The following is a 16,301-nucleotide window of genomic DNA, read 5'->3' as shown; positions in this document are numbered from 1 at the left end:
AGACGCACTGCTGTGCGCCTCTACGAAAGAAATTGACGAATTTAAATGACGATTCTACAGCAAAAAAATCTGTGTAAATCGGTTTAATCCGTGAAATCTGTGGGCAATGAAAATCAGTTAACAATTATTTTCTTAACCGTTCTTCTTTCTCCGTCGATAACCGTTACAAAATAAATTCCTTTAGAAACATTTGGCAATTGAATCGTTTGGTCAAAATGTCCTGTGTTTTCAAAAGTATTTGTGTATACATTTTTACCCAGAATATCGTGTACAAAAACCTTGATTCCGGTATTCGAATTACTTTCAAACTGAATGCTGAAAGTTCCTTTATTTGGATTTGGATAAAGTGTAAAATCTATATTTTCAAAATCAGATGTTCCTAAAGTAAAAGTTTGATTGCAAATATTTATCGAAGCAGAATTTATAGTTCCAAAACTTCCTAAAACTGCATCACGAACTAATAAAGTCCAGTTTCCTTGCGGATTTTCTCCGTTGAAAGCCGCCAATACATCAACCGGAATTACAATTTGTTCTGTTGTTTTATTACAATCTAAAGCAGTTCCTGAATCATCAAACTGAAGTGCTAAAGTAGAATTTGTACTTGCACAGCCTTTTTCAAATAACTTAACCGCTGTTCCTTGCGGACTTACGATTTGAATTTCGAGATCAGAAAATCTTGCATGTGTTACATTTATCGAAACATTTACATCAGAAACTGTTGTTGTCGATGCTGGCACAGTAACTGTTCTTGTTGTAAAATTGCTTGAATACTGAATGCTAAATGAACTTCCAAAACTATACGAATTACAAGCTGTTGATGATGTAAATCCTACTGCAAAAGGCTTGCTGTTTATGGCGTAATAAATATTTGCCGTTGGTTCGATCAGGATTCTGCAATTTGTTGACGAAGGTACGCTTGCCGGAAGTGTTATAACTTCTGAACCGTCATTTGGCGTGTTTGCTGCTAAAGTTATCGGAAATGTTAAACCACCATCTGTCGATAATTTTATATTTACTGTAGATGAACCAGCGATGGTGTTTGTATTGTTTACGCTCCAGGTTACGGTTTCGTTTAATCCCTGCCACCAACTTACATCTGCATCCTTATGAGAAGTAACTGCAAATGGTCCGGCGAAAGAAGCTACTGTTACAATCATGGCATCTGTATTGGTTTGTGCCGTTCCCTGAGCTGCATTATCTCTTCCTGTTAAAGTAAAATGCAATGTTCTCGAAATTGAAGAAACCGATTCCCAGGTTGTGGTCAACTGATTTAAAAGTACCGAATTCAAACTTGGCATATAACGAATTGGAGAACTGGCTGGAAGTATCGACCTAAATAATGGCCCGTCTGGTTTTGTGGGATACGCCACGCTATTTTCTCCAGAAGTAGATGTTGCATTATCATATTCTTCCCAGGTATAAGTAATATTATCGCTTTCAGGATCTGAACCTGTACCTTTTAAAACAAATGCGGTACTTATTGGAATCGTATAATCTGATCCGGCATTAATTGTTGGCGGATTATTGGTTAATGTTGTACTAACCGGACAGCTTTTTGTCGCAAGGGTATTCTGGATTTGCAAAATACTGGCGTACGCAAAATAATCATCAGAAAAATTCTGAACATCATAATCGCCTGTAACTCCGGCATAAGCCATAATCGTAGAACCGCTTCCGGGCTCGACATTTACGCTTGTTCTTTCATTTCCATCAAAAGAAAAAGTATGATTTGCTCCTAATTGATGTCCCATTTCGTGCGCTACAAAGTCAATATCAAAAGAATCTCCCAATGGATTTCCATTTGCAGGCGATGTATATGCACTTCCTTTTCCTATAACTTCTGACGCGGTTGGACTATCGCAAACACATCCTATACAACCGGCATTTCCACCGCCGCCTGTTGCGCCAAATAAATGTCCGATATCATAATTCGATTCTCCAATTACATTTGTAAGCGTTTTTTGAACTTCTTTGCTCCAAAAATCATTTCCGTCCGTATCTGTTGTAGTTCCTTTACTTGCCGCAGAATACGGATCTGACGCAGCGCTTGTATAAATTACGGCATCATTGTTTGCAATTAAAACCAGTTTTACGGCAAGATCTTTATTAAAAATCGCATTGACTCTGGTCATAGAAGCATTCATTCCGGCTAATGCGCCGGCTTTTGTTCCGCCAAAATAAGTCGTATATTCTCCTGTGCAGGATAAAGCTAAACGAAGTGTTTTAAAAACCTTATTGTTTGCAGCAGTTTTTGCCGTCTTTTTTGTAGCATTATTTATGGCAGAATCCTTTAGTCCGCAAACTAATCTTTTATTGTTATTGATATTATTTTTAGAAGCAAACACAACATATTCTGACTTATTATCCGGATTTTGTTCTATAAATTCAGTTGGTTTGTCGGCACGAAGTACCATTGTCTGTAAACCAATTGGTGCAACACTAAAATGTATTTTTGCTGTTTTATCATCTAAACCTTGTCCTTCATAAGCTCTTATTTCCGGATATTTTGCCTGCAATTCAGGTTCAAAATTCGAAGATTCCCAAACGGTAAACCTTTCTAAAACTCCTTCTGAATTTGGAATAGTAATTTCTACAGAACTGCTTTTCGCGCTTTTATTTGTGGCTGAAGAAAGTTTTGCAGCCAGAAAATCTGAGTTTAATTTATAATATAAACTTCGTGAATCAGTTTGATTTGCTCTTTTGCCAAGAGAAGTTGAAGTAACTTTTTGCCATAAGCCATCATTTTGAGCATGGATCTGGAAACAACATAAAACAATAAATAAAAAAAGTAGTGGTTTTTTCATACTCAAAAGATTGAAAAATCAAAATTAAACGAATTAAATTAAATTCTTACATAAATACGACAATTAATGCTTTTTAGTCGACGAGTTGGATTTTTTTTATAAAAAGAAGCATAATGTTCTCAAAAAATCAATTGGCCGTAGTATTAAATTTAAAATAGATAGCATAAATTTGCACCATCTTAAATTATTTGTTTTGAAGCTCTTTCATTCTATAAACGATTTTCAGTCAACCAAGAAAACAATTTTGACTCTTGGTACCTTTGACGGTGTACATATTGGCCATAAAAAAATTCTGGAACGAATTACTCAAAATACTGAAAACGGAAAATACGAAAGTTTAGTATTGACTTTTTTTCCGCATCCGAGAATGGTTTTACAAGAAAAATCAGAAATAAAACTCTTAAATACTATTTCTGAAAAATCAAAACTTCTGGAAGCAACCGGAATTGAAAATCTTGTTATTCATCCGTTTAACGAAAGCTTCTCGAGATTAACAGCCGAAGAATTTGTGCATTCTATTTTAGTGGATCAATTTCATATTCAAAAAATAATTATTGGCCACGATCATCGTTTTGGAAGAAACAGAACCGCCAATATAGACGATTTAATTGCTTTTGGAGCTGAATATGGTTTTGAAGTGGAACAGATTTCGGCTCAGGAAATTCAGGATGTTTCTGTAAGTTCTACCAAAATAAGAAAAGCGTTGAACGAAGGAAATATGAATTTAGCCAATGATTATCTGGGTTATGATTATTTTTTATCCGGCGAAGTGGTAAAAGGAAAACAATTAGGAAGAACGATTGGTTTTCCAACAGCGAATATTCAGATTGAAGAAGATTACAAATTAATTCCGAAAAATGGAGTTTATGTCGTTAAAGCTTTAATTGATGAAAAAGAAGTTTTCGGAATGATGAATATCGGATTTAATCCTACCGTAAATGGGCAAAAGCAAACGATCGAAGTAAATCTTTTTGATTTTGATGCTGATATTTATGGTCAAAAAATTGAAGTTTCATTATTAAAATATCTTCGCGAGGAGCAAAAATTTGGTTCGGTTGATTTGTTGAAAGATCAATTAAAGCAGGACAAAAAAGATGCTTTGGCTTTTGTGAGTCAGCTTTAGTATTTATTTTTTTTTAAAATATTTCATTCATTTCTTTTTTTAGCGAAAGTATAATTTAATTATTGTTTTGTGAAATTGTGTAGTCCCTACGGGACAAAACATTACGTTCAGCAAATTTTTCTACCGACATGTAATCTCTACGAGATATTTTTCTTCGCTACATAATAGTGGCAACAAAAAATCTAACACAATAAAACCTCAACATAAATCTATCAAAATATACTCCGTTAGGAGTTAAATATCGGTAGAAATGTTGATAGCAATATTCTACCAACAAAAATGTCCCGTAGGGACTGGACATTCATTGCTATATTCTTTGGCTTTTATTGGTCAGCTTTAATTTTATTTTTTAAATATTTCATCCGTAATTTTTTGGCGAAAGCCCCATTATTTATTGTTTATTAAATTTATGTAGTCCCTACGGGACAAAGCATTACGTCAACAAATTTTTCTACCGACATGTAATCTCTACGAGATATTTTTCTTCGCTACATAATATTGGCAATAAAAAATCTATAAAACCTCAACATAAATCTATCAAAATATACTCCGTTAGGAGTTAATATCGGTAGAAATGTTGGCATCAATATTCTACCAAACACAAATGTCCCGTAGGGACTGGACATTCATTGCTATATTCTTTGGCTTTTATTGGTCAGCTTTAATATTTATTTTTTAAATATTTCATCCATTATTTTTTGGCGAAAGCCCCATTATTTATTGTTTATTAAATTTATGTAGTCCCTACGGGACAAAACATTACGTTCAACAAATTTTTCTACCAACATGTAATCTCTACGAGATATTTTTCTTCGCTACTAATATTGGCAACAAAAAATCTAACACAATAAAACCTCAACATAAATCTATCAAAATATACTCCGTTAGGAGTTAAATATCGGTAGAAATGTTGATAGCAAACAATATCAGATCCCCAAAAATGTCCCGTAGGGACTACACGTTCAGGTGCTATGCCTCTTAAATTATTATCTTTTTCCTTTACTAAAACCTTATTCATCGTACTTTTGCCCCCCTTTTTAAATCATCGTAGTTCTTTTTTTAGTAAATTTGATATAGAACTCTGTTTATCAAATATTTACTATTAACTTCTTAAAAATAACCACTATGAAATTACCTAAAGAAATTACCAACGGTTTTTTGATTTTCCTAGGAATAGGAATTTATTTTTTATTGATGAACGTTTTAGGTTTAGCACATTTATTTTATATGCGAACCCTAAATGTGTTTTTTATCTTTTATGGCGTAAATAAAACGATGCGAATGAATCTTCATGAAGGAGAAACCAATTTTGTATCGAATGCTGTTTCTGCAATGGCAACGTCAGTAGTTGGTGTCGCTTTAAGCGTTTTTGGGTTATTGGTTTATAGTTATGCACGAGGCGGAGATGCTTATGTAGAGACATTGTCTGAGACTTTTATGTTTGGAGGAAATCCTTCGGTGCCAACCTATTGCATTTGTCTGCTTTTTGAAGGCCTTGCATCATCGGTAATTGTCACCTTAATGATGATGTTATATTGGAACAACAAATATGTAGCCGATTAATTTTCAAAATAAAATAACATTTAGGTATTCTAAAATCATAAAAAAATATAATTATATGATTTTAGAGTGCTTTTTTTTTGAAAATATTTGCCAAATATTCATTTTCAGAATTCAGCATTGGCTGATAAGAACAATTTGACTACTTTTGAAGCTTCAAAAACAATGTACCTAATGAGTATTACAAAACACAACTGGACAAAAGACGAAATAATCGCCATATATAACAAACCTATGATGGACCTGCTTTATGAAGCAGCAACAATACACAGGCAAAAACATGATCCGAACGTAGTTCAGGTATCAACTTTACTATCTATCAAAACCGGAGGCTGTCCTGAGGATTGTGGTTATTGTCCGCAAGCGGCACGTTACAATACTGGCGTTGAAGGAAATGATTTAATGAGCGTTAGTCAAGTAAAAGCCCAGGCTTTGCGCGCAAAATCAAGCGGATCTTCACGCGTTTGTATGGGAGCTGCCTGGAGGAACGTAAAAGATGGTGAAGAATTTGATCAGGTTCTTGAAATGGTTCGTACCATTAACAAACTGGACATGGAAGTTTGTTGTACGCTTGGTATGATTACCGAAAATCAGGCACAACGTCTGGCAGAAGCCGGATTATATGCTTACAATCACAATTTAGATACTTCTGAAGAATATTATAAAGACGTAATTTCTACCCGCGGTTTCGAAGACCGTTTACAGACTATCGAGAATGTTCGTAAAACGAATGTTACGGTTTGCAGCGGAGGAATTATTGGAATGGGAGAAAGTATCGAAGACAGAGCCGGAATGCTTGTTGCGCTTTCTACTTTAAACCCACAACCGGAATCAGTGCCAATTAATGCTTTGGTTGCTGTTGAAGGAACTCCGATGGAAGAAGAAAAACCAGTTGAAATCTGGGAAATGATTCGTATGGTTGCAACGACAAGAATCGTAATGCCGGATACACAAGTGCGTTTATCTGCAGGAAGAACCAATATGAGCCGCGAAGGACAGGCAATGTGCTTTTTTGCTGGTGCAAATTCTATTTTTGCCGGTGATAAATTGCTTACTACTCCAAACCCGGATGTTCATGAAGACATGAAAATGTTTGACTTATTAGGATTGATTCCGCAAAAACCATTTGTTAAAGTTTCGCAGCCACAAACAGTTGAGGCAGCTGATTCTCAGTTCGCTCCGTTAGGCGAGAAACCTAAATGGTCACGTCCCGGACATACGATTGAAAGAAACCTTGAGGCTTCGATCAAATCAAAAATTTAGTCAAATGAGTTAAAAACTTCAAATAAATATTTTTAAATTGCTTCTGAGTTCCAGAAGCAATTTTTTTTTATTTAAAGAGATGAATTTAAAACAAATCGAAAGGGTAAAAAAGATCTCAAAATCAGATTTTATTTCCCAATACGTAAAAAAACAAATTCCCGTTGTTATTGAACAGCTAACCGAAGACTGGCCGGCTTATCATAAATGGAAATTAAACTATATCAACGAAATCGCTGGTGATACTATCGTTCCTTTATACGATAACAGGCCTGTTAATCATGAAGATGGCTTTAATGAAGCACATACTAAAATGAAGATGAGCGATTATATTAAGCTATTAGAGTCAAAACCTACTAATTATCGCATCTTTCTTTATAATTTAATGAAAGAAGTGCCAACATTAAAAGATGACTTTTTATGGCCTGAAATTGGCTTAAAATTAGTCAAGCAAATGCCAATGCTTTTTTTTGGCGGAGAAAATTCAAAAGTATTCATGCATTATGATATTGATTATTCGAATATTCTGCATTTTCATTTTCATGGAGAAAAGCAATGTATGATTTTCCCTCCGGATCAATCGAAATATATGTACAAAGTACCACATGCCTTAATTTCAAGAGAAGACATTGATTTTGATGATCCCGATTACGAGAAATTCCCTGCCCTTAAAAATGCCGAAGGTTATATCACAAACCTAAAACATGGCGAAATGCTGTATATGCCGGAAGGATATTGGCATTATATGAAGTACCTGACTCCGGGATTTTCGATGAGTTTGCGTGCTTTCCCAAGAAATGTCACTAATTTATCTAAAGCAGTTTACAATGTTTTTATCATGCGGCATTTTGATATTTTAATGCGAAAATTCAAAGGTCAGAAATGGATTGATTATAAGAATGAAAAAGCTATTAGAAATACTCATGAAAATTTAGAAAAGACTTTTTTAAGGAAGGTTTCTTAAATAGAAAAAAAGCAGTTGTGAAATGAATCGCAACTGCTTTTTTTGAGTTTAATATTTATATATTCTTAAAACAAAATTTTCCTCGTACTTATATTACCATTTTCTAAAATTACTTTTACTAATAAAATCTGGTTTTGTGATTGAAGATTTGGCACATCTAATTCGGTTGAACCTATATTATTTTTATCATAAAGTAGTTTTCCCGAAAGGTCATATATAAAAACTTCTTTTATAAATTCCTGAGTAGAAGTTAATTTAATCACTTTATTGCTTACTGAAGCAAAAATAGTATTCCCAGGTTTTTCTACATCACCAATTCCTAGTGATTTATTACTGTATCGCAATACAAAACGATCTAGAAAGGTTCCGGTTGTTGTTGTAAAAGTATAAGGACTTGTTCGCAAATCATGTACAATACCTGTAACTTTATCTTCTAAATAAATAGGTCGATCACTTAGATTTCCATCTACGTGATCTATCGCAATAGAAAAATCTCCTGCAATTGTAGATCTATACCCTAACGGAATAAAATCAGATTCGACAAATGGCAATACCCGGGCCTGAACGACTAGTTTTCTATCTTCGTTTATACTATAGAAATCTAAATATTTATTTCCGTCTAAAGTGAGTGCGTCAAAGTTGTTATCCCAACTATTGGTTGCGCCTTCTACATAACCTATTAATAATTGTTTGAAAGCTCCTTCGGTATTGGTTAAATTAAGCCAAAGGCGGTGTCTTTCTAAAACAAGTTTCTTCTGATTTACTAAATTTCCTGAGCTGTTATGCTTCATATCAAATCCATCTATAACAGTTGAAACAGACTTTGAAAACATTACAGATTGTATTGAAAATAATAGTACTAATAATAAAATTCTTTTCATAATGTGGTATTTTAAAAAATTGAAATAATTTAGATTCACACGCAAATGAGAATCATTTTTAAAACTTTTAAACCCCATAAAACAGTAATCAGAACACAAGAAAAATGTCCTGAAACTAAAAAATACAAAATATTGTAAAGTACTTTTTGCCTATTAAATAGATATTTAAATAAGGTCTTTAGGCGAGTAAAAAAACTAATTCAAGCGTTGATTTAGTTTTAGAAGAAAAATAGTAAAAGCATTTTAACGGACTTTTATGTCGTTTAACGAACAAAGACAATAACAATATATGATTTTTTTTACACTTTTGTTATTGTTTTTAACTTTAAAAGGAACATTTTAACACTACTTCTCTTTATCTATAGTCTTGCAAGAAAACAAGTTATCTGCTTATATTTGTAAAATTTTAACATAAAAACGAAATCCATTCTTTAGACAGAATGGATTTCAAAATTATTTAATCAGAATATAATTTTTTTGGATGTTGAGTATCCATTTTCTAAAGTAACCTTCACTAGTAAAACCTGATTACCGGATTGAAGGTTTGGTATTTGTAATTCGGTTGTGCCAATTTTTTTATTGTTATAAATTAGTTTCCCGGACGGATCAAATATAGAAACCTCTTTTATTGGCTCTTTGGTTGAAGTCAATTTAATGATTTTGTCTTTTACCGAAGCAAAAACATTATTTACAAGATTTTCAACATCGTCAATACCTAATGTTTTATTAGTATATCTTAAAACAAAGCGATCTGTAAAGGTTCCAATTGTTGTGGTAAAAGTGTAATTGCTGGCTCGCAAATCATGTGTGATACCCAATACCTTATCTTCTAAATAAACAGCCTGATTAGTCAAATTACCATCGGCACGATCTATTGAAATAGAAAAGTCTCCGGCAATTATTGATCTATATCCTAACGGAATAAAATCAGATTCGGAAAATGGCAGGGCACGACCCTGAACGACTAGTTTTTTATCATCATTTATGCTATAAAAGTCTATGTATTTATTTCCGTCTAAAGTAACTCCATCAAAATTATTATCCCAAGTGTTAGTAGCACCTTCGACATAACCAATTAATAATTGTTTGAAAGCCCCTTCAGTGTTGGTTAAATTAAGCCAAAGACGATGTCTTTCAATATTTTGTTTATTACTATTATTCGATTTAAAAAACTGACTATTATTTCCCGGAACCCGCATTGAATTGGTAAAAATGGCATTTAAAGCAGTTTTGGATTTTACAAAAACAGATTGCCCTGCTGCGATATAACCTAGCGGTGGATTCTGATTTCCTGGTGATGATGCTCCAGTACCAACAAGGCCTCCGATACTAACACTGCCTGTTAAATTATAAATGGCATAATCATCATTTGTATAGCTAGTCTGACCGTTTGCGGGAATAGGGGTTGTATTGTGTGTCCAGAAATATAACGTTCCGTATAAATTGGGTGAATTATCTACAATAAATTGATCTGCATATACGGCTGATGGATATGGATTACCAATCAGGCTCCATTTCTCAGCTGCAACCAAAGGAACACTTACCGGACCATTGTTGGGGACGCCAATAAATGTTGCATTGTAAACAGCAGGTATGTATATATCATAATTTTGAGGTGCCCTAACAATGTAGCCTATTCCTTTATCCATTGGTTCGACTCCATTGTAACTTATTATCCAGCCATTTAAAGGATCGTATTTAAAATATTTATCTCCTAAAGTAAGCGGTGATAAATCGTGTAGGGTAAATGCCGGAGTACGCGTAACGGGTGAAGACCAATGTGTAAAATCATAACGTTTTACTGCCGTAGTATTCCTTTTATAAATAATATTTCCCGTATTAACAGCATCGTTAACTTGCAGTAAACTGGCGTTATTCTCGAAAGTTAATGTTCCGCCATTATTGCTTACCGAGTTTGTAATCGTTAATGTATGTCCTGAATTTACTATAACGTTAATTCCGGGATCTACCACACAAGAACAACCACTTAAATCTCCTGTTGTTTGATAATTTCCGGAAAACTGAATAGTATCTGTATTTGTTGGCGGACTTCCTTTTGACCATGCTATTCCATTCCAGGTATTTGTAACCGGTGCTTTGATTTCAATACTAACTGTTGGCTGCGAAGGACAACTTCCACTTTCCTGAATCGTAAAAGTGTAAATTCCTGGTGCTAAATTAGAAATTGTAAAAGTAGATCCTGATGCGTTATAGTTTTGAATAAATGGTCCATCCTGATGGATTATCCAACTAGGCGTAGACAGCAAACCATTTAAAACTATACTTCCTGTAGGATTAATGCAAGTTGGCTGTATAATAGCACCTGATGTTGGTGTAACAGGTCTTGGGTCTACATCAATTCTTGTTTCTATTGCAGTTTCTTCAGCGCAAGTTCCGTTCCTCACTATGGCTCTATAACTGGTACTGGTTGATAATATTCCCGGTTGATATGTATCAGCTGTATGGTTTATTGGCTGCCAAACATATGGTATTGCCTCGGCATATTCCCATCTAACAATCGTGCCAACATAATTATGTAAAGTCAGTAAAGGACTAGGATCTCCGCTGCAAATGTGCGATCCTCCATTTACAACACCACGTTCTGTTTTTGTAACATTAGTAGTATTACTGGCACTTGTTGATGCAGCACATCCGTTTGAAGAATAACTTACTGTGACCGTTTTATTTCCTGATGTTAACCATTGTAATGTGACTGTATTATCAGTTGTTGATATCCCTCCTGAAATAATAGTATAATCTGTACCTGCAGCTCCCGGAACTGTCCAGACATAATTGGTTTCTCCTGTTTGAGTTGTATAAGTAATATCAGTATTTACACAAACTGATGCTGCTGGCTGACTAGAAAAAGTTGGCGATGGTATTTGATTAATAGTTATAGTTGCTGAACTTCCGGTAAATCCAGAACTTCTTGCACATGTTGCTCCAGTAACTGAAACTAATGTGTATGTAGTCGTACCCGTCACCGTTGGAGTAAATGGAGCGAACGCTGTTCCGCTTGTAATATTAGTTGCGGTTCGATCTGCTGTTCCATCATTATAAACAATAGTATAAGGACCAGTTCCGGCTGTGGCTGTAAAAGTAAGTTGTCCCGCGCCCGATGTACAAAATGGTCCGTTGGCAGTTAAACTTCCTTGTGGTACAGAATTCACCGTTATGGTTGCTGAACCTGTTGTAAATCCGGAACTTCTTACACATGTTGCTCCTGTAACTGAAACTAAAGTGTATGTTGTGGTACCCGTCACCGTTGGCGTAAATGTCGCGAACGCTGTTCCGCTAGTAATATTAGTTGCGGTTCGATTCGCAGTTCCGTCATTGTAAACAATAGTATAAGGACCGGTTCCTGCTGTGGCTGTAAATGTTAATTGCCCAGAACCTGAAGTACAAAACGGACCGTTGCCGGTTAAACTTCCCTGTGGTACAGAATTCACCGTTATAGTTGCTGAACCTGTTGTAAATCCAGAACTTCTTACACATGTTGCTCCAGTAACTGAAACTAAAGTATATGTTGTGGTGCTTGTAACTGTTGGCGTAAATGTCGCGAACGCTGTTCCGCTAGTAATATTAGTTGCAGTTCGATTCGCGGTTCCGTCATTGTAAACAATAGTATAAGGACCGGTTCCTGCTGTGGCTATAAATGTTAATTGTCCAGAACCTGAAGTACAAAACGGACCGTTGGCGGTTAAACTTCCCTGTGGTACAGAATTCACCGTTATAGTTGCTGAACCTGTTGTAAATCCGGAACTTCTTACACATGTTGCTCCAGTAACTGAAACTAAGGTATATGTTGTGGTGCTTGTAACTGTTGGCGTAAATGTCGCGAACGCTGTTCCGCTTGTAATATTAGTTGCGGTTCGATCTGCTGTTCCATCATTATAAACAATAGTATAAGGACCGGTTCCTGCTGTGGCTGTAAATGTTAATTGCCCAGAACCTGAAGTACAAAACGGACCGTTGGCGGTTAAACTTCCCTGTGGCACGTCATTAACAATAATAGTTCCGGTCGCGTTTACTGTTCCACAGCCACCTGTTAAAGGTATGCTATAATTAAAAGTGCCTGATGCTGTTGGCGTACCACTTATTGTTATCGTATTTGATGCCCAAGTTGCCGCAACACCGGCAGGAAGTCCGTTGACTCCTGCAGTTCCGTCATTTGAAATACCGGTTGCACCTGTTGTTGTTCTGGTAATAGCAGTTATTGGTGTGCTAACACAAAAAGTGGGTAGTATAGCAGCTGCCCCTACTGTATTTATGGCATTGACTGTTATAGGGTAAGTGGCAGTTGCAGTATAAGGAGTTGTACAAGTTGGTGTGGCTGTTACCGTCATTGTTAATGTTACTACATTTCCGATATCGGCTGGCACCGCAGTATACGTTGGCGTTTCTGTAGTTTGATTAGTAAGTGACCCAGAACCGTTATGTGTCCACAAAATAGTACCATTTGTTGCTGTCGCTCCACTTACAGTCGCAGAACCATTTGGACAAATTGTTTGAGAACCAGATGAAATTGCAGTTGGTGCAGCCTGAACATTTACTGTATACGTGTCCATAGCCATTTGTGGCGTACAGGTATTATTGCTTGTTACAGTCATTGTTAAAACAATTGCTCTTGCAGGACCACCTAAAGTTGGTGTATATGTGGGTGTAAGTGTTGTTGCATTTGTTAAGGTTCCTGATCCACCATTAATTGTCCACAAAATAGAACCATTTGTTGCAGTAGCACCACTTATAGTCGCAGAACCATTAGCACATATTGTCTGACTTCCGCCTGCTGTTGCTGTTGGCAAACCATCAACATTAACTGTTGTTGCCGAAGAAACTGCACTGTCGCATCCACCTGTATTTACAACTTTTACTGTATAGCTGCCTGCTGATGTAACGGTAATACTTTTAGTTGTTTCACCCGTAGACCATACATTATTTGTATTGGCACTAGAAGTAAGGACTAAACTGCTTGTCTGACAAAAGTTGGCACTTCCGGATGGCGAAATAGTTGGTGTTGCCGGAATTGCAGTTGTAGTTATAAAAGCAGGTGAAGGAACACCATAAGCACTTGATCCGCAGCCATTTTTTGCTAAAACTCTATAATAATAATTTGTTCCTGCTGTTAAACCTGTAAAAGTATGGTTTGTAGTTGTAATGTCAGTATAAGTTTGTGTAGCGCTTGTTGCAGGAAATGCAGCATTTGTTGAAATTTGTACATCATATGCCAAAGCATTTACGGTCGAATTCCAAGACATTGTAAACTGCGTACACCAAATATTAGATGATACAACTCCAGTTGGTGCAACGGGCGCTGCTGATGAAGTTGTAACTGATGTCGTATTAGAAAAAGTAGTACTGTTTCCGCAGCCATTTTTTCCTTTTACCCTGTAATAATAAGTTGTTCCGGCCGTCAAACCGGTCACGTTATAGGTGGTAACATTCCCTACATCTAAGCTATTAAAACCAGTAACAAAACTAGCAAATGCATTACTAGTTGAAACATCTAATAAATAACTGGTTGCAAGAGATCCCGCATTCCAGTTGGCATTAAAAACTTTACAAATTGCATTTGTCGCTGCTGTTGCTGTAACTGTTCCGGGGAGTGTATTTACAGTCGCTACGGTTTGAGTAGTAGATGAAGTACCAGTTCCGCAACCATTTTTACCCCTAACTCTGTAATAATAGGTGGTTCCAGCCGTCAAACCTGTAACGGTATGAGTCGTAACATTTCCAACATCTAAACCGTTAAAACCGGTTACAAAACTACTAAATGAACTATTAGTTGAAACATCTAACAAATAGGAAGTTGAATTTACCTCTGCATTCCAATTTGCATTAAATACGCTGCAGACAATATTAGTTGCAGCGGCTGAAGTAACAGTCAAAGGAACAATTGGCGTTTTATAAGTAATAGTATTTGAATTTACACTAACACAAGGACTTTTATAAGATCTTACTCTATAATAGTAAGTTGTATTTGAAGTTAAACCCGTAATAATTGCTCCTAAAGCTGCTCCGGTATTATAGGCATTAATTAAAATAGTTGTAAAATTTATATCTGAAGCAAGATCAAATTCATAACTGGTCGCACCGGATACTGCCTGCCAATTCGCAGTAAATTGAGTACATGTTGCATTGCTTGCGGCCACTGCTACCGGAGCAGTTCCTGATGAGGTTGTAGTAATTACAGCAGTATTACCAGAACTGATTGCAGAGCTGCAATTTTCTGAACTAGTAGCACTTGTTCCTGAAGTTAAATTTGTTATTGTTACTGTTTTATTTCCTAAAGTAGTAAATCCCGGAACAATAAAACTACCTGTTCCGGTCGTAGTTACGCTCATATTTACAGGAGTTTGTGCTACTCCTGCTAACTGATAAGAAACTTTATACAGACCAATTGGCAAATTGCCTGTAAGTGTAATAATTGATGAGGTTCCGGAACATAAATTAACTATAGACCCCACTGTACTTGTTAAACTATAAACAGGACATGTATACGAAATAATAATTCTTCCTGCTCCTCCAGCTCCTCCAGGTCTATTAGATCCTAATAAAGGTGATATTGAACCACTACCTCCACCTCCGGGAACAGCACCAGCGTTTCCTGTGGTACTGCCCAATAATGTAGCAACTCCTGTTCCACCAAGTCCTCCGCTATTACCTCCTTGGCCACCAGCGCCAGATGAAATAAGTAATCCTGTTTGGCCGTCTACACCTTTTCCTCCATCAAATTTTGTAGTACCTGTAGATGCTAACGCAGTTCCACCAGCACCTCCTAAAGGAACTCCACCAGCATTATTAGCCGCTCCTCCACTTCCTCCAACTGCATTAATGAGTCCGGAATATCCAGTAATTGTAGAGGCTGCTCCTGCATTTCCATTTCCTCCAACAACACCAGATCCACCAGCACCAACAATTATAGACAATGTCGCACCAGAAGGTATTGTAAGTGAGGCGCCTGCAAAAGCACCGCCACCGCCACCAGCTCCGGCTCTTTCTACATTTAGACCGGGAACTGTAGAGCCACCGCCTGCACCCCCACCGCCCCATGCCTGAACAGTAATAGGAGTTACTCCTGCAGGAAAAGTGTGATCTGTGGATCCTGTGGAAAATGTTATAGATTGTCCGTAAAAAAATATTGGAAGTAATAGTACTAATAAAGAGGAAATTTTTTTCATACTGTGGTATTTTTAATAATTTAAAAGCAGATTCAAATTTTAGTGAGAATCATTTTAAAATTTTTTAAATACCGCGTATACGAAGACAGGAGCACAAAAGTGCCCTCATTTTCAAAAGAAATAGAGGAAATAAACTTAGAGTACTTTTTTGCTTATTTAATGTGGCATTTAAAATTAACAATCAGTAATTAAGGCAAATAAATACTAAAAAAATTGATTTTTTTAGTAGGATAAAAAGCGTGTAAACGTTTATTATAACGGCTTTTAGTGTATTTTTAGATGAATACAATAACAAGGTACGATTTTTTTTACAAGCTTTCCAAATATTTTAGCTAAAGAATTGAATTTTAACACTTTCCTATTTATAAACAATAATAAATAGTATAATTTTTAAAATTGTTAATCTTTGACACCAACTTTACATTTTCATTATTTAAGTCTTAATTATTACATATACTATAAAAACATAATAATGAAAAGTATTTTATGATGTTACAAAAAATCCATTCCTTAAAATGGAATGGATTT

General features: G+C 35.8%; 7 protein-coding genes. 4 read left to right on the top strand and 3 right to left on the bottom strand.

Annotated elements, in window-relative coordinates:
- Positions 1–113: 113 nt before the first annotated feature.
- A complete protein-coding gene (locus ACZ0AH_RS01535) occupies positions 114–2,804 on the bottom strand; it encodes a zinc-dependent metalloprotease (protein ID WP_463474135.1) in 2,691 nt (896 codons plus the stop codon).
- Positions 2,805–2,997: 193 nt separating this feature from the next.
- Here ACZ0AH_RS01535 and ACZ0AH_RS01530 point away from each other — a divergent pair, with 193 nt between their 5' ends.
- The 4 genes from ACZ0AH_RS01530 to ACZ0AH_RS01515 all read left to right on the top strand — a co-directional run bounded on the left by ACZ0AH_RS01530 (position 2,998) and on the right by ACZ0AH_RS01515 (position 7,711).
- Positions 2,998–3,927, top strand: a complete 930-nt coding sequence (locus ACZ0AH_RS01530; RefSeq protein WP_463474134.1) for a bifunctional riboflavin kinase/FAD synthetase — start codon at positions 2,998–3,000, stop codon at positions 3,925–3,927.
- 1,125 nt (positions 3,928–5,052) lie between these two features.
- On the top strand, positions 5,053–5,490 hold the full coding sequence (locus ACZ0AH_RS01525) for a hypothetical protein (RefSeq protein ID WP_463474133.1): 438 nt from the start codon (positions 5,053–5,055) through the stop codon (positions 5,488–5,490).
- A gap of 171 nt (positions 5,491–5,661) precedes the next feature.
- A complete protein-coding gene (gene bioB / locus ACZ0AH_RS01520) occupies positions 5,662–6,750 on the top strand; it encodes a biotin synthase BioB (protein WP_463478081.1) in 1,089 nt (362 codons plus the stop codon).
- A 79-nt stretch (positions 6,751–6,829) separates the two neighbouring features.
- Positions 6,830–7,711, top strand: a complete 882-nt coding sequence (locus ACZ0AH_RS01515; RefSeq protein WP_463474132.1) for a cupin-like domain-containing protein — start codon at positions 6,830–6,832, stop codon at positions 7,709–7,711.
- Between the two features lie 65 nt (positions 7,712–7,776).
- Here ACZ0AH_RS01515 and ACZ0AH_RS01510 read toward each other — a convergent pair whose 3' ends face one another.
- The gene (locus ACZ0AH_RS01510; RefSeq protein WP_463474131.1) at positions 7,777–8,592 is read right to left on the bottom strand and encodes a T9SS sorting signal type C domain-containing protein; all 816 of its coding nucleotides are present in this window, start codon (positions 8,590–8,592) and stop codon (positions 7,777–7,779) included.
- 461 nt (positions 8,593–9,053) lie between these two features.
- The gene (locus tag ACZ0AH_RS01505) at positions 9,054–15,773 is read right to left on the bottom strand and encodes a fibronectin type III domain-containing protein (RefSeq protein WP_463474130.1); all 6,720 of its coding nucleotides are present in this window, start codon (positions 15,771–15,773) and stop codon (positions 9,054–9,056) included.
- Positions 15,774–16,301 lie beyond the last annotated feature (528 nt).

The organism is Flavobacterium sp. AC105 (genome assembly GCF_979258495.1).
The sequence above is the reverse complement of the archived record's forward strand: the minus strand, read 5'-3'. Positions and strand labels throughout refer to the sequence as shown.